Here is a 16,121-nt window from a genome sequence, read left to right as displayed (position 1 = left end):
TGACGCCGACGACCGTATACATGGCGTTGGAGCCGTTGTGAAGATCTCCCCCCAGGACCTTGACACGGGTTCACCATGGCAAACACCCTGTTGCCCGGCAGAAGTTAGGAATCTTTCCTAATCGCTGACTTCAGTCGGTCGTCCATGGCCGTGCCCCCCACATCTCCGGAGACGCCCCCATGCATGAGTCCCGTGCGGAATCCTCCCCCCACCCGACCGGCAGCCACAGGCGGCGCACCCGCCGTTATCTGACCGCCTCGGTGGTAGCGGCCGCGGCAGTGGGCGGGCTTGCCTTCGCGATGTTGCCGGGGTCCGCCACCGCCGCCACCGCCGCCCGCACGGTCAGCGTCTCCTCCGCCTCGCAGCTCACCGCGGCGTTGGCCGACGCCAAGGCGGGCGACACCATTCAGCTCGCCGACGGTGTGTACGAAGGGCAGTTCAAGGCGACCGCCGATGGCACCTCGTCCTCCGCGATCACGCTGACCGGCAGCAGCAAGGCCGTGGTGAAGTCCAACGGCGGTAACGGCTACGGCCTGTGGCTCAGCTCCGCGCCCTACTGGAAGGTCACGGGCATCACCGTCGACGACTCCGTCAAGGGCATCGTGCTGGACGCCTCCCCGCATGTCACCCTCACCGATGTGCACGTCCACGACATCGGCTACGAAGCCGTCCACTTCCGTTCGGGCAGTGACCACGGCATCATCCAGAACTCCAACATCCACGACGTCGGCACCACCGAGCCCTCGTACGGCGAAGGCGTCTACATCGGCTCCGCCAACAGCAATTGGGGCCAGTACGCCGGCCCCACCGGCGTCGACGCCTCCGACTACGTGCAGGTTCTCAACAACAAGATCGGCCCCAATGTCGCCGCCGAGGGCATAGACATAAAGGAAGGCACCAAGGGCGGCACGATCCGCGGCAACACCCTCGACGGAACCGGCGAGAAGAACCAGAACTCCGGTGACTCCACGATCGACGTCAAGGGCGACAACTACGTCATCGACGCGAACACCGTGACCACCCCGTACACCGACGGCTTCCAGGTCCACAACGTCTACGACCCGTACGGCTGTGGCAACAAGTTCACCAGCAACAAGCTCACCCTCGGCTCCGCGCCCGGTTACGGCATCAACGTCACCGACAACAGCGGCTGCGCCACCAAGAACACCGTGGCGTCCTCCAACATCTCCAGCGGCGGCAGGGGCCTGACGAACATCACCGTCACCGGGTGACGTCGCGCCAGTGGGTGGCCCCTGCCGCCGGGTAGGTGTCGGCGTCAGCGGCCGGCGGCCAACGCGGCCTCGAAGCGGGCCACCCACTGGGCCGTGCGGTCCAGGTACGCCGTCTCGGCGCGGGCGCCTCGCCGCCCGTACGCACCCTCGAAGGAGAGGTAGTCGAGGTCGCCGGGTGTACGCGCCGTCGCGGGCTCGATCTGCGTGCCCTCGTGCCATTCGTTGAACGAGGTGATGCTCACCCAGTCCGGCGGAGCGTCACCGTGCCCGCTCTCCAGCGCGTACTCCCACTCCAGGTCGTAGGTGCGGCCGTCGGCGCGGTCCAGGGTCGGGCTCGTGTTGCCGGGGACCGCCCGGTCGTCCAGGTAGCCGGGGCCGAGCGACGGCGCCCACGGTATGCCGCGCTCGGCGCAGTACGCGGCGACCCCGGTCCAGTCGGGGCGGTTGGCGGTGGCGATGGCGTCGTATGTGTAGACGCCGCCGAAGTCGCCGATGCGGGACAGATCCCAGGTCTGTGCCATGACGATCGCGATGTCGTCGACCTCGTGCAGCGCCGACCAGTCGACGGTGAGCAGGCTGTTGAACACGTAGTACGCGCAACGGTCGCCGTACGCCGCGGCGCGGTGGAAGGCGGGGTGATCGCCGTAGAGGCCGGTCAGATAGCGGATGTCCGCGACGACCGACACGGCGTCACGGCCCTGGTACGGCTCGATGTGCCAGGCGACCTGGATCCCCTCGGCGGCGGCCGCCTCCAGGACGACGGGCGCCATCCGGTCCTCGTAACTGCCTTGCCCCCACCAGCTGCTGACCAGCACGCCGATGCCGGCCCGCCGCAGCCAGCGCATGTGCCGGGCGACCACCCCGCGCAGGTCGCCGGAGTCGTAGGGGCCGAGCACCGGGTAGTAGTTGGCGCTGATGTTGTCGGGCGGGCTCAGCTCGCCCTGCTGCCAGTGCCGCCACTCGCCGTTCACCTTCGGGGATCCGTACCACGGGTAGTAGAAGATGTGCGCGTTCGCGGAGAGGCCCTTGGGCCGAGCGGAGGCCGAGGCGGTGGGCGCCGTACCGGCGACGAGCGCGGCGGCGCCGACGGCTGCTCCGCCCGCGAGTAACCCTCTTCGGGACAGCGAGCCGAGGGACGGGGGAACGTTCATGTCACTCTCCTTGGTTGCCGGGTCGGCCGTACCGCGGGACGAACCCGAGCAGTTCGGTACAGGCCGTCGTGTCGAACAGGGAGGTGCGGCCGGGCAGTGCCGAGAAGGTCGGTACGCCCGGGTGAAAGCGGTCCATCAACTCCGCCGAAGGAAGAGGGGAGGAGGTGTCGGCCGCGGCGACATTGAGCACATGGCATCCGGTGAAGCCCGACCGCAACGCCTGGTGCACCACGGCCGCCGCGTCCCGTGTGTGCAGCCAGCCCCACAGGTCGTGGCGGTGAGCCCCCGGGTCCGCCGCGACCTGGGCGAGCTGGCCGCGCAGCCGCTCCCCGCTGCCGGTGAACGGGAAGCGCAGGCAGACGATGTCCGTACCCCAGCGGCGGTGCGTGCTGCGGGCGGTCTCCTCCAGCACGGCCTTCGACAGGCCGTAGGGATCGCGGATGAGCAAGGGGTGTTCCTCGTCCAGCGGCACGTAGAGGGGCGAGACCGGGACGGGCGACCAGGCGAGTCCGACGGCCGCCATGCTGGAGGCGGCCACGATCCGTTGGACGCCCGCGCGGCCCGCCTCGTCGAGGACGCGGTGCGCGGTCAGGCAGTTGGTGGCGAACAGGGCACTGGGATCGTCCATGTGGGGATGCGGTATCGCCCCCAGGTGGACGACCGCCTCCACCCCGTCGACCGCCTTGCGGACCAGGTCGGGATCCTGGAGGTCCCCGATATGCACGCGCTCCGCCAACGGCGCCTCGAACGGCACGAGGTCGGTGGCAACGACCTCGTACGAGGCCGCGAACAGCCTGGTCAGGACGTGCTGCCCGATATGGCCCGCGGCGCCGGTGACCAGGACCCGCATCAGCCCTTCACCGCCCCGACAAGGCCGTTGACGAAGTACCGCTGGAGGCTGAGGAAGAGCAGGATCACCGGGATGACGACGATCAGAGCGCCCGCCATCAGGTTGTTGTAGTGTGGCACGTTCTCCGCGGACAGCGTCTGCAGGCCGAGGGGAAGCGTGTAGGTGGAGGGATCGTTCAGGGACACGCGGGTGAGCAGGAACTCGTTCCACGTCGGGATCGCGGTGAGCAACGCCACGGTGATCAGGGCGGGTTGGGAGAGTGGCAGATACACCCTGGTGAAGATCCGCAGCTCGCTCGCGCCGTCCACGCGGGCCGAGTCCCGCAGCTCCCCGGGCACCGCCAGGAACGCGCCGGTCATCAGCAGGATCGACAGCGGGGCACCGCCGTTGACGAACGGCAGGACGAGCCCCCAGTGCGTGCCGAGGATGCCCAGCCTGTTCTCCAGGAGCACGATCGGCAGCATCACCGTGATCCCCGGCACGAACAGCAGGGAGATGAAGAGCTTCTGCAGAAATCCGCGTCCCGGGAAACGAAGGACCGCGAAGGCGTATCCGGCGGCCGCGTAGACCACCAGGGTGAGGACCACGGTGTACCCGGTCACCAGCAGGCTGTTCAGGAAGAAGTCGAAGAAGTGCAGCTCGTTCCAGGTGTCGGTGAGCGTCTGGAACGTGGGGTTGTCGGGGATGAGATGCCCGCCGCGTACGACCTCGATCTGGTCCTTGAAGGCGGCCGACACCATCCACAGGAACGGATAGACGCTGACCAGGCCGTACGCGGCGAGCAGTACGACCACGATCGCGCGGGCCACGATCCTGCGGGCGCCCCCTCGTTTACGGGCACCGGAGCGGGCCAGGGAAATCGCTGTCATGTCTTGCTCCGCAGCGCTCGAAGGTTGATCAGGGCCAGGACGAGGGCGGCGGCGAAGAGGATCCAGCCGAGCGCGCTGGCCAGGCCGAGCGTGGGCGAGAGGTTCTTGAGGAAGGCCAGGCGGTACGCCTCAAGGCCGAGGACGTTCGTGTGGTCACCAGGTCCGCCGAGGGTCATGACCAGGAAGGGCTGGAAGCCCTGCAAGGACTCGCGCAGGTTCAGCAGCACCACGATCGCCGTGATGGGGCGCACCAGCGGCCAGACGACGGACAGGTTGGTGCGCCACCAGCCCGCGCCGTCCAGCTGGGCCGCCTCCAGGACGCTGCGGTCGATGCCCTGAAGTCCGGTGAGATACAGGAGCATCGCGACCGGGACCGCACCCCAGACCGTCACAACGATCATCGTCGCCATGGCGGTGGACGGATTGCCGAGCCAGCCCTGCGGCTGCTCCAGCGAGCCCAGGCCGACGCTGGCGAGGAGGGAGTTGATCGCGCCGTCCGGTTGCAGGATGTACTGCCAGGCGAAGAAGACGGCGATGCCGCTGGTGACGTACGGCAGGAAGTACACGGACCGCAGCACGGACTGGAACCGCTTGACCTGGTTGAGCAGCACGGCCAGCGGAAACGACACCAGGACCGTCAGGGCGGGCGCCGCGAGCATCACCCAGAGGGTGTTGAGGGCGGCGTGCCGCACCCGGGGAGCGTAGATCGGGTCGCGCCACAGCAGATCGGCGTAGTTGTCGAGGCCGACCCAGGTCCAGTTCGGCGCGAAGCCGTTCCAGGTGGCGAAGGACAGCGCGAAGCCGTAGCCCACCGTGTACAGGCCCATCACCGCGAAGAGCACCACGGCGGGGGCGACGAACAGATACCCGGACAGGGCCTCGTACCCGCGCCAACGGCGGTACGGCGGGGGGGAGGCCACGGTTTTCACCGGGCCTGTGCCGCCGCGCTCCTCCACCGCCTTCGGCACGGTCCGACGGGGAGCGGTGGTCACTGGCCCGCCGCTTTCCAGTACGACTGGTTGAGGCTCCTGAGCTTCTGGGCGGTCTCCTCGACCGACGTCTGCCTGAGCGGCGTCAGGTCGGCGAGGATCGCGCCCGCGTCGTCCTGCTCGTACCCGATCGGGAGGTACAAGTCGTTGCGAGTGGGGTCGTACGTCGTCTCGGGCGTGCCCTTGAAACTGTCGACCATGGCGCTGAGCGTGGGGCCGAGGATCTTGGCGGATTCCGCGCCGAGTTCGGTGGCCGGCAGATCCAGGGAGTCCTTGGCGAACTGGGTGGCGACATCCTGCTGGGAGAGGAACTCCATCCACTTCTTCGCGTTGTCCGGCTGCTTGCTCGTCGAGGTCACGCTGAGGCTCGTCAGGGCGAGCGGGCCGAGCGCCCGGTCGGGCACGGCGCCGTCCGCGGGGGCCGGCAGACCGAATGCGAGCACGTCGTCGGGGTTCATGCCGTTCTGCTTGAGGAACGCGAGCGTGAACGTACCGCCCACGTCGAAGGCGGACTTGCCCTGGGCGAACGCCTGGTCCGCCTGGTCGATCGTCAGGCTCTGGGAGCCGGGCATCCAGTACGGGGTCAACTCGTCGTACATCGAAAGGACTTTGACGCCGTTCGGCGAACCGAAGTCGCCGTTGGTGTCCTTGGCCCACAGGTTCTCGTAGGCCTCCTGCCCCAACTGGGCGTAGGCCAGCGGCTGGAGCACCCAGGTCAGCCCCGTGGCCTGCACCTTGAGGCCCAGCGAGAGTCCGCCGTTCTTCGAGTCCTTCGCCTTGGTCGCCTTGAGCGCGTCGAGGAACTCCGCCCAGTTCGCGGGGGCCTTGGTGATGCCGGCGTCGGCGAGCATCTTCTTGTTGGCGTAGACGATGCCGAAGGTGCCGACGCTGAGGGGCACGCTGTAGCGGGCGCCCTTCTCGATGCCGTGGTCCTTGGCCTCTTTGTTCAGGGAGTTCTCGTACCGCTGGTCGGTGACGAGCCCGGACTCCTGGACGGCCTTCTGTATGCGCCCGGACCAGTCGCCCTTGTAGTCGCCCTTGAGGTCCGACACGATCCCGGCGGCGCCCAGGACCCGGTCCTCCCCGTCCGAGTGCACTTCGAGCACATCGGGCAGGTCACCGGTTTTCGCCGCGCTCTGGACCTTGGTCGTATACGCGTCGTCGGGCGTGTACGCCTCGACGCTGACCGAGATGCCGGTCTCCTTCTCGAACTCCTTGGCGGCGGTGCGCAGTGCGCTCACATGGGACTGCTTGAACGTCCACATCTCCAGCGACTTCGAGTCCCCCGATCCGGAGGAGCCGCCGCAGGCGGTGAGGGAGGTGAGTGAGAGCGCCGTGGCCACTGCCGCCGCGACAAGCCGGGCATTTCGTGCAACAGGTATACGCATGGACCCCTACCTAGGGTGGTCTACCGTTCAGAAGGCCGAATGGCGTTGGAGTGACTGAACTTAGAGTCGTTGTGATATAGCGTCAAGACGCATGCTGCGATGAGGTGTTGACCGGTCAGCCGAGGGGCGCCGGGGCGGGGAGGCGGAGGGTCAGTGGAATCGGTGACAGCGACAGCGCGCGGGCGCAAGGTCGAAGAGGTCAAGTCCGCTGCTCGGGTGCTGGAAGTGCTCGAGCTGCTGGGGCAGGACGGTGCCAGGCTCTCGCTCGCCGAGATGGCGAGCGCCATGTCGGTGCCGAAGAGCAGCCTGCACGCGATCCTGCGCACGATGGAGGCGCGCCGCTGGGTGGATGTCGACGCCTCCGGCACCCGCTACAGCCTCGGTCTCAAGGCCCTTCTGACAGGCACCGCCTACCTGGAGGGCGATGACGTCACGAGCCTCGCGGGACCCGTCCTCGACGCCCTCGCCGAGGAGACGGGGGAGGCCGTCCACCTCGGCAGGCTCGACGGTACGAACATCGTCTACCTGGCCAAACGTGAGTCCCGGCACGCCCTGCGGATGTACTCGGCGGTGGGGCGCAGGCTGCCCGCGCACGCGACCGCCCTGGGCAAGGCGGTGCTCTGTCAGTACGACCCGGCCGAGGTGCAGCGCCGGCTCGACTGGCCGCTGGAGCGGATGACTCCGGACACGGTCGTCGAGCCGGGCGCCCTGCTCGACCAGCTCGCCCGGACCCGGCTGCGCGGCTGGGCCGTGGACGACGGCGAGAACGCGGTGGACATCCGGTGCGTGGCCGTCGCGCTCGGCGTCGCCCCGGACGGCGGCGACGCGATCAGCTGCTCGGCGCCCCGCAGCAGGATGGACGACGCACGCATGGAGGAGGTGGCGCAGGCCGTGACCGAGGCGGCGCACTCCCTGCGGACCCTCCTGAAGCGGATCGGGCAGCGCTGAGAGGGCTTTTACGCCCCTGGGGATGGTGTTCCGGCCACCCCGATGTCATATTTGGCAGGCCCGTTGACAAACCCGCCGCGCGCTTCATACGTTCGGATATCAGTACGTCATTCTGCTATCCGTACGCGGGAGTTCACATGGCTCGGCCTGAGGCCCGCACGCCCGTCCTTGCTCCCGTACTCGCCCCGGCTCCCTGGGTCGAGGAACGCGGCGCGAAGATCCGCATCACTGCCGTACGTACGTTCCTGACCGCCCCGCACGGCTGTCCCCACCTCGTCGTGCGCGTCGAGACCAACGAGCCGGGGCTCTACGGCCTTGGCTGCGCCAGCGATCCGCAGCGCACCCTCGCCGTCCGCGCGGTCCTCGACGAGTACCTCGCCCCGCTGCTCCTCGGACGGGACCCCGACGACATCGAGGACATCCACCGACTGCTCCTCAACAGCGCTTACTGGCGCGGAGGTTCGGTCACCGGGAACGCCCTCGGAGGCGTCGACGTCGCACTGTGGGACCTCAAGGCGAAGCGCTTCGGAGCGCCCCTGTACTCGCTGTTCGGAGGCCGAGTGCGCACCGGCGCCGAGGCCTACACGCACGTCGACGGCGCCGACGAGCGGGAGATCGCCGACCAGGTGGCCGCGGCCCGGGAGCGCGGGTACCGGCACGTCCGCGTCCAGGTAGCCGTACCCGGCACGGACACGTACGGCACCGGGGGAGCGGCCGTCGATCCGGCCGCCGTACGGGCCCGACGCGTCCCCTGGGACTCGGCCGCGTACGTCAGAACCGTCCCGAAGATCCTCACCCGGGTGCGTGAACTCGTCGGCGACGAGGTCGAGTTGCTGCACGACGTCCATGAGCGGCTCGATCCGCGCCAGGCACGGGACTTCCTTCGACGCGTCGAGGACGCCGGCCTCTACTTCGTCGAGGACCTCCTCGCGCCCGAGGACGCCGGGCACTTCGCGCGCCTGCACGCGGCGTCCCCTGTACCCCTCGCGGTCGGCGAACTCTTCAGCGACAGCGCCCAGTTCACGGCGCTCCTCGACGGACCCGACATCGACTTCGCGAGGCTGCGCGTCCCGACGCTCGGCGGGCTCACACCCGCGCGCAAGATCGCCGCACTGTGCGAGCTGCGCGGCGTACGGCTCGCCCCGCACGGACCGGCCGACGTCAGTCCCGTCGCCCATGCGGCGACCCTCGCCCTGGACGTCTCCAGCCACGCTTTCGGGGTGCAGGAGGCGGCGACATTCGGACCGGCTGTCGCCGAGGTCTTCCCCGGCACCGTCGTCGCACGGGACGGTTTCCTCGAACCACCCGAAATCCCGGGCCACGGCGTCGACTTCGACGAGGCGGCGGCCCGTCGCCATCCCGTGCCTGAACCCACGGAACACGACCGCTGGGCCCTGCTGCGCAACACCGACGGGAGCGTACAACGACCGTGACCGACGCACCGCGACGAGCACCTGCCAACGACGTACCGCGACGAGCACTCGTCGTCCGGGGTGGGTGGGAAGGCCATCAGCCGATCACCATCACCGACCTCTTCCTGCCGTTCCTCAAGGACCAGGGCTACGCCGTCGAGACCTCCGAATCCCTCGACGTGTACGAGGACGCGGACCTTCTCGCGGCCACCGACCTGATCGTGCAGTGCTGGAGCATGGGCGAGATCACGCGGGAGCAGAGCGACGGCCTTGTCGCCGCCGTGCGCGCGGGAACCGGCCTCGCGGGCTGGCACGGCGGCATCGTCGACTCCTTCCGCGGCGACGTCGGCTACCAGCTACTGACCGGGGGGCAGTTCCTCATGCATCCGCCCGGATTCCACGACCACGACGTGCACCTGGTGCCCGAGCGCGCCGACCACCCCGTCGTCCGCGGCCTGAGTGACTTCCGTGTCCACACCGAGCAGTACTGGCTGTCCACCGACCCGCTGATCGACGTACTGGCGACGACGACGTTCGAGCCCGACGAGGAACGGGACCGGACCGTCGTCATGCCCGCCGTGTGGACCAGGAACTGCGGTGCGGGCCGAGTGTTCGTGTCCGCCGTCGGACACAAGCCGGACGACTTCGACGTGCCCGAGGTGCGCACGCTCACCGAGAGGGGACTGCTGTGGGCGAGCCGCTGAAAATCGGCATGGTCGGCGCGGGCAAGATCAGCGGGGCCTACCTGGACACGCTGGCCCGCCTCGACACCGTACGGCTCACCGCCGTCACCGACCTCGACCCCGACCGGGCGAAGGAGGCGGCTGTCCGGGCATCCGGCGACGTGCGGGTCGCCGCTTCCGTCGTCGACCTCGTGACCAGGGACGACGTGGACGCCGTCCTCAACCTCACGATCCCCGCGGCCCACGCGGGAGTCGCCCTTGTCGCACTGTCGATGGGCAAGCACGTCTACGGCGAGAAGCCCCTGGCCGCCACCCGCGAGGAGGCCGAGTCGGTGCTCGCCGCCGCCCGGGCCGGCGGACTGCGCGTGGGCTGCGCGCCGGACACCGTCCTCGGCACCGGTACCCAGACCGCCCGCAAGGCCGTCGACGACGGACTCATCGGCACACCGGTCGCGGCCACCGCGTTCATGGCCTCGGCAGGGCCCGAACCCTGGCACCCCGACCCCGAGTTCTACTACCGGCCGGGCGGCGGCCCCCTTCTCGACATGGGCCCCTATTACCTCTCGGCACTCGTGCACCTGCTCGGCCCCGTCGTACGCGTCACCGGCGCCGCGTCCCGGCCCCGAGCCGAACGCGAGATCGGCAGTGGTCCCCGGGCGGGAACACGCTTCCCGGTGGAGGTCGACACCCACATCACCGGCATTCTGGAACATGCCGGCGGCGCCCTGTCCACCCTCATCATGAGCTTCGACGTCCGGGCGGCCAGGCTGCCCCGCATAGAGGTCCACGGCACCGAGGGCTCGCTCTCCGTCCCCGACCCCAACAATTTCGAGGGGCTCGTCGAACTCCACCACGGCGTCGGCTGGGAACCCCTGCCCGTCTCGGCCGGGTACCCGACAGCGGGGCGCGGTACGGGACTTGGTGACCTGGCCGAGGCGATCGCCTCGGGACGCCCGCATCGCGCCTCGGCCGAACTCGCCCACCACGTACTGGACGTGATGCTCACCCTGCTGGACGCCGCCCACGGCGGCAGGTCCCTGCCGGTGAGCACGACGTGCGAGCGGCCCGCGCGCGTGGAGTAACAGACCGAGCAGAACTGAAGGCGGCAGGCCGTCCGGCCGCCTTCAGTTCTGCCCTGAATGTCAGTCCAATTAATTTACGCAGGCGTCCTTCAGTGGCAGTGAATTCCCCTGACAATTGCCCGTAGTTACGTTGCGATCTGCGAGAAGAAGGAACGAGTGAGAGGCGTTGACTTGATAACACACATGGTTTTACATGGCGGTTACTGGCTGGACAGGAAGGGCTTCCGATGCATGACCGGAGAAAGTCCGGCGAAGAGCGCATAGCCGCATTCCTCAGCGAACGGCTCCGCCCCGCGCTGTATCCGCAGCGGCTGCCCATGGACGTCAGCGCCTGGCACATCCCCGGAGAGCCAGTGCCCGTGGGCATCGCGCTGCGCGCCGACTACGCGCCGTTCACGGCGGGGGAGCCCTGGGGCAGTCCGTGGTCGACGACCTGGTTCCGCGTCGGCGCGAGCGTTCCGGCGCGGTGGGCGGGCCGCCGCGTCGAAGCCCTCATCGACCTCGGCGGCGACTCCGGCCATCCCGGCGACTGTCAGGCGGAAGCCCTCGTCCACGACGCACAGGGCATCCCGCTGCACGGCCTGCACGCGCACACCGGCGCCGTCCCCGTCACGGCCTCCGCCCGTGGCGGCGAAGCCGTCCACTTCCTCGTCGAGGCCGCCGCCAATCCGTTCATCGACGCGGCCACCGGCAGCGGAGTCCGCTACGGCGACCCGGTCACCGCAGGCGACGCGCCCCTGTACCGGTTCCGGCGCGCCGACCTCGCCGTACGCGACGACGACGTCTGGCACCTGCTGCACGACATGGAGACCCTCGACGGCCTCATGCGCGCCCTGCCCGCCGAACTTCCGCGCCGCCACGAGATACGGATCACCCTGGAGCACGCGGTCGAGGCTTTCGACCCCCAGGCCGTCGCCCCTACCGCCGCGGCGGCACGCCGTGTCCTCGCGCCCGCGCTAGCCGAGCGCGCCGACCCGTCGGCGCACAGGTTCGCGGGCGTCGGGTACGCCCCTCTGGACTCCGGCGGCCTCCGGCCGCTGCGCGAGACGATCCGCGGCTGTGCCCGCACCTTCAGCACCCTGGTCACCCTCGCCGAGGAGTACCCGGAACTCGTCGTCGGGGCCTCGTCGGCCCAGCACTACGCCTGGATGCGGGACCAGCAGCCGCACGTCTTCGAGCGGCTGCGCAAGGCCGTCGCCGACGGCAACTGGGTACCAGTGGGCGGCACATGGGTCGAGCCTGACGTCGAACTGGCGGGCGGCGAAGCCCTGGTGCGCCAGTTCGTCCTCGGCCGCCGCTTCTTCCGCGACGAACTCGGCGCGGACAGCGAAGGCGCCTGGCTGCCCGGAGCGAGAGGCGCCTCGGCCGCCTTCCCGCAGATCGCCGCCCTCGCGGGCGCACGCTGGCTCCTGGCGACGCGCCCTCCCGCCGACCACTCGGCGGCGACGCCCCGCCACACCTTCCGTTGGGAGGGCATCGACGGCACCACACTGTTCACCCACCTCGCGCCTGACAACGCGGCGCTCACCGGCGCCGAACCAGCCGATGTGGTAACCGACTTCGCCGACAAGGCACCCGCCGCTGCCTTCTCCCTGCAGCCACTCGGCCGCGACGCCGAGGGACCCGGCCGCGACACCCTGGAGCGAGCCCGCAGGCTCGCCGACCTGGACGTTTCGCCGCGCGTCGCGATGCGCCACCCCGCGCAGTTCTTCCGGGAGGCGAGGGAGGAGTACCCGCACGCGCCCGTCCGGCGGGGCGGACTCGACCTCGCCCCCGACCGGGGCACTTACACCAGCCAGGCCCGCACCAAGCGCGGCAACCGCCGCAGCGAGGTCCTGCTGCACGAGGTGGAACTGTGGTCGGCGACCGCCGCCGTGCGCCACGGCGTCCCCTACCCGTACGACGAACTCGACGCCCTGTGGCGGCGCGTACTGCTCCAGCAGAGCCGGCGCATTTTGTCGGGCGCCTCCATCGCCTGGGTCCACGAGGACGCCGAACACGAGCACCGCGATCTGCACCGTCGGCTCACCCGCCTGGTGCGGCGCGCGGTCGGTGAACCCGACGGCGCCGGCGTCCGGAACGCGGCGCCGTACTCCCGCCGCGAGGTCGTCACCCTCCGCGCGGGGACCGGCCAGGCATCCGACACGGCCCAGCTCCTGCCCGACGGGTCTCTCGCCGTGCTCGCCGACGCACCCGCCCTCGGCGCCGGGTCCACCGGCCTTCCCCTCGACGGCACCGCACGCGTGACCGCGCACACCACGGTCGACGGCCAACAGGTCCTGGACAACGGCCTGTTGAGGGTACGCGTGGACGCGGCGGGTCTCGTCCGCTCGGCCGTCGACCTGGCCACCGGACGTGACGCCCTCGCCCCCGGTGGCGCCGGCAATCTCCTCCAACTCCTGCGCGGCGACCAGGCCCTGGACCTGGTCGAGGCCGGCCAGGTCGAACTGCGCGCGTGCGGACCCCTGTTGGCGACCGTGCGAGTCCGACGCGGCACGGGACGCTCGACGTTCGTCCAGGACCTGACCCTGACCGCCGGAAGCCACGCCCTGACGGTCGACACCGAAGTCGACTGGCGCGAGCGGGACACCGTCCTCAAACTGTCCTGGCCGCTGGACGTGCACGCCGAACTCAGCCACGCCGACGTGCAGTTCGGGCATGTGGCTCACCCCATGCACGAGGACCCCGACGCGACCTCCCAGGAGTTCGCCGCCCACCGCTGGATCCACGTCGGAGAGCACCGCTGGGGCGTCGCCCTGGCCACCGACTCCACCTACGGCCATGACGTCACCCGGCACACCCGCGACGGCGGCGGCACCACCACCGTCGTACGGCACACGCTGCTGTGTGCCACGAACGGCCCCGATCCGTACGCCGACCGGGGCCTCCACCGCTTCCGGCACACCCTGCGCCCCGGCGCCACCCTCGGCGACGCCATCACCGAGGGATACGCCGTCAACCTCCCGCTGCGCCCCGGCCCCGCCGCCGGCCCGCAGACGCCGCTTGTCCATGTCGACCACCCCGACGTCGTCGTGGAGACGGTGAAACTGGCCGACGACCGCAGCGGCGACGTCGTCGTACGGCTCTACGAAACACGCGGCGGACGAACTCGGGCCACCCTCTGCGCGGACTTCGCCGTCGAGGCGGTCCACGAGACCGATCTCCTGGAGGAACACCCCACACCCCGCCCTCACCGGCACGGCCGTGTCCCGCTCACCCTGCGACCGTTCCAGATCCGCACGCTGCGGCTCGTGCGAGCCGGGCAACGTCAGGAAGGCAGCAGCGGTGCGTGAACCACACCCTGACGTGGGCCTCGCGCCCGACACCCTTGCCGTGCTGCGCGGTTGGGCCGGCAGCGAAGGCCCGCTCGCCACCCGCGCGCATGTCGTTCTGCTCGCCGCGGACGGACTGCGCGACGCCGACATCGCCCGCCGCCTCGGCGTGTCACGGCAGACCGTCGGGAGCTGGCGCCACCGCTGGCACAGCGCGGGACTGCCCGGCCTGCGACAGCGCCCGCGCACCGGCCGGCCGGCGACGGTCGACGAGGCCGAGGTCATCACCCGCGCTCTGCTGGCCCCCGGCGGCAGCGGCGCCAGCCGGGCCATCGCCCGCGAACTCGGCCTCTCCCACGCGACGGTGGCCTCGATCCGGCGCCGCTGGCAGCTTCCGCCCGACGAGTCACCCGCCCCGTACGTGCCGACCCGGCCACCGCTGCCCGGGGCGGACATCTGGGTCATGGGCCTGTACGTCGATCAGGTGCGCGCCGTCCTCCTCGCGGGCACCCGGCCCCAGGCGCCGCGCGCCGCCCCGGCCGCGACGGTGATCGGCGAGGACGTCCTGGAGGGAGTGGACCGGGCGCTGTCCACGCTCCGCACGGCGACCACCAGCGCGTCCATCGCCGCGTCCGCGGCGGACTCCGGTGCCGACGCCGTCCGGACCTTGCTCGCGTACCTGGCCGCCGCGGCCGAGCACCACCCCGACATCGCGCTGCACTCCATCGTGCTGTGGGAGAGGGGAGGCTCCCGGCCCGTTCAAGAGCACCGTCGGGCCGACTCGCCGGTCACCTTCCACGACCTCCCGGCCAGAACCACCTGGCGCGGCTTCCTGCGCGCCATGATCGCGCTCGACAGCACCAGCCACCCAGAGTCCTCCCGGCGCGTGTACCTCGACCTGGTCGCCGCTCTGCAACGGACCACGCACCGGCCGCCCACGGAACCCGTCCACTGGCTGCGCGAGAACGTCGCCGAGCACCTGCGCGCACCGCGTCGGGGCGAACTCCCCTCCCACCCGGCCTCGTTCAGCGGCGTCAACCAGATCGACCTGGGCTCCTTCAACGAGTGCGTGGTCATCGAGTCCGTACGCCTCTCCGGAAGCATCACCCGCGGCGAGATAGCCCACCGCACCGGCCTCACCCAGCAGTCGGTCTCCCGGATCGCCCGCTCCCTGCTGGACCGCGGCGTCCTCGTCGAGGACGCCCAGCGGCGCGCCACCTCCGGCAAGCCGCGCACCCCGGTCAGGCTCTGCGGCACCGCCGCGCACGCCCTCGGCCTGCACATCGACCCCGAACTGCTCACCGCCGTCGTCATCGACCTCGACGGCGCGATCGTCTGCACCTGTACGAGACCGGTCAGCGCCGACATCGACCCCGGCGAGTTCGTCACCCAGGTGGTCGCGCTGGGCCACGAAGCCCTGGAGAAGGCGCAGGGCGCCGTACGCGAGGACGGCCTGCTCGGCGTCGGCGTGGCGGTGCCGGGGCCGGTGGACATCGCCTCCGGCACCGTACTCAACCCGCCGCTCATGACGGCGTGGGACGACCTGCCGCTGCTGTACCTCCTCAAGGACCACTTCCCGTGCCGGGTGCTCATCGAGAAGGACTCGCTCGCGGCGGCGGCAGGGGAGCGGTGGATCGGACGTGACCGCAGGGCCCGGGACTTCGCCTACCTGTATCTGGGGACGGGCGTCGGCTCCGGGCTGTACCTCAACGGCGACCTCTACCGAGGGGTGAGCGCCAACGCGGGCGAGTTCGGGCAACTCTGCGCGATCGCCCTGGGGCGGATGGCGGCCGACGGCCGACCGGAGCTGCTGCCGGAGTGCAACCCACCCGTCTCCGTACCGGACTTCGCCGCCCGGCTCGGCCTGCGGGTGCCGGGTGACGGCGGCAGTACCGCCGCCTACCGAGCCGTGGGACGGGCGGCGGCCGCGGGCGACCCCGCCGCGATCAGCGCGGTACGGGAGGTGGCACGGGCGATCGGCGGCGGCGCGCTCGGGCTTGTCGACCTGCTCGACATCGACCTGATCGTGCTCGGCGGCCCGTTCTTCACCGATGACGTCGCGGAGTTCTACCTCGACGAGATCGGCCGTGCGGTCAACGAGTTCCCCACCGCGCGCCGACTGCGCCGCGTCGAGGTGGAACGCTCGGTGCTCAGCGCGGAGGCCGCCGCGGTGGGGGCGGCCTCCACGCTGTTCCATGCCGCGTTCACGCCCCGGCTGCGGGGCCGGGACCGAGTCTGAGGCTCC

Annotated in this window: 12 protein-coding genes; 7 read left to right on the top strand and 5 right to left on the bottom strand. The window is 70.4% G+C overall.

All coding sequences use genetic code 11. From position 1 onward, the window contains the following. Positions 1–179: 179 nt before the first annotated feature. Positions 180–1,232 carry a right-handed parallel beta-helix repeat-containing protein gene (locus AB0N66_RS10165; RefSeq protein ID WP_365430997.1) on the top strand — a complete coding sequence of 351 codons (1,053 nt, stop codon included), beginning with the start codon at positions 180–182 and terminating at the stop codon, positions 1,230–1,232. Positions 1,233–1,276: 44 nt separating this feature from the next. Here AB0N66_RS10165 and AB0N66_RS10160 read toward each other — a convergent pair whose 3' ends face one another. The 5 genes from AB0N66_RS10160 to AB0N66_RS10140 are packed head-to-tail and all read right to left on the bottom strand — an operon-like array spanning position 1,277 to position 6,479. After that, on the bottom strand, positions 1,277–2,383 hold the full coding sequence (locus AB0N66_RS10160; RefSeq protein ID WP_365430995.1) for a glycoside hydrolase family 99 protein: 1,107 nt from the start codon (positions 2,381–2,383) through the stop codon (positions 1,277–1,279). A 1-nt stretch (position 2,384) separates the two neighbouring features. Beyond that, positions 2,385–3,233: an NAD(P)-dependent oxidoreductase gene (locus AB0N66_RS10155; RefSeq protein ID WP_365430993.1), complete on the bottom strand. Its 849-nt coding sequence runs from the start codon at positions 3,231–3,233 to the stop codon at positions 2,385–2,387. After that, positions 3,233–4,102 carry a carbohydrate ABC transporter permease gene (locus AB0N66_RS10150; RefSeq protein WP_365430991.1) on the bottom strand — a complete coding sequence of 290 codons (870 nt, stop codon included), beginning with the start codon at positions 4,100–4,102 and terminating at the stop codon, positions 3,233–3,235. The genes AB0N66_RS10155 and AB0N66_RS10150 overlap by 1 nt, the downstream gene beginning before the upstream one ends. Further along, positions 4,099–5,094 carry a sugar ABC transporter permease gene (locus tag AB0N66_RS10145; protein ID WP_365430989.1) on the bottom strand — a complete coding sequence of 332 codons (996 nt, stop codon included), beginning with the start codon at positions 5,092–5,094 and terminating at the stop codon, positions 4,099–4,101. The genes AB0N66_RS10150 and AB0N66_RS10145 overlap by 4 nt, the downstream gene beginning before the upstream one ends. Then, a complete protein-coding gene (locus AB0N66_RS10140) occupies positions 5,091–6,479 on the bottom strand; it encodes an extracellular solute-binding protein (RefSeq protein WP_365430987.1) in 1,389 nt (462 codons plus the stop codon). The genes AB0N66_RS10145 and AB0N66_RS10140 overlap by 4 nt, the downstream gene beginning before the upstream one ends. 162 nt (positions 6,480–6,641) lie before the next feature. On the opposite strand from AB0N66_RS10140, the gene AB0N66_RS10135 reads away from it, so the two are divergent. The 6 genes from AB0N66_RS10135 (at position 6,642) to AB0N66_RS10110 (ending at position 16,115) form a co-directional block, all read left to right on the top strand. After that, positions 6,642–7,427, top strand: a complete 786-nt coding sequence (locus tag AB0N66_RS10135; protein ID WP_365430985.1) for an IclR family transcriptional regulator — start codon at positions 6,642–6,644, stop codon at positions 7,425–7,427. A gap of 137 nt (positions 7,428–7,564) precedes the next feature. Then, positions 7,565–8,860 carry an enolase C-terminal domain-like protein gene (locus AB0N66_RS10130; protein ID WP_365430983.1) on the top strand — a complete coding sequence of 432 codons (1,296 nt, stop codon included), beginning with the start codon at positions 7,565–7,567 and terminating at the stop codon, positions 8,858–8,860. Next, on the top strand, positions 8,857–9,543 hold the full coding sequence (locus AB0N66_RS10125; RefSeq protein ID WP_365430981.1) for a ThuA domain-containing protein: 687 nt from the start codon (positions 8,857–8,859) through the stop codon (positions 9,541–9,543). The genes AB0N66_RS10130 and AB0N66_RS10125 overlap by 4 nt, the downstream gene beginning before the upstream one ends. Further along, the gene (locus AB0N66_RS10120) at positions 9,528–10,604 is read left to right on the top strand and encodes a Gfo/Idh/MocA family oxidoreductase (protein ID WP_365430979.1); all 1,077 of its coding nucleotides are present in this window, start codon (positions 9,528–9,530) and stop codon (positions 10,602–10,604) included. Before AB0N66_RS10125 ends, AB0N66_RS10120 begins: the two co-directional genes overlap by 16 nt. A gap of 227 nt (positions 10,605–10,831) precedes the next feature. Further along, positions 10,832–13,897 (top strand): glycoside hydrolase family 38 C-terminal domain-containing protein, encoded by a 3,066-nt coding sequence (locus AB0N66_RS10115; RefSeq protein ID WP_365430977.1) that lies wholly within the window; start codon positions 10,832–10,834, stop codon positions 13,895–13,897. Further along, positions 13,890–16,115 (top strand): ROK family protein, encoded by a 2,226-nt coding sequence (locus AB0N66_RS10110; RefSeq protein WP_365430975.1) that lies wholly within the window; start codon positions 13,890–13,892, stop codon positions 16,113–16,115. The genes AB0N66_RS10115 and AB0N66_RS10110 overlap by 8 nt, the downstream gene beginning before the upstream one ends. The last annotated feature ends 6 nt before the right edge of the window (positions 16,116–16,121 follow it).

This window comes from Streptomyces sp. NPDC093544, assembly GCF_040683495.1.
Classification (GTDB): Bacteria; Actinomycetota; Actinomycetes; order Streptomycetales; family Streptomycetaceae; genus Streptomyces.
The sequence above is the reverse complement of the archived record's forward strand: the minus strand, read 5'-3'. Positions and strand labels throughout refer to the sequence as shown.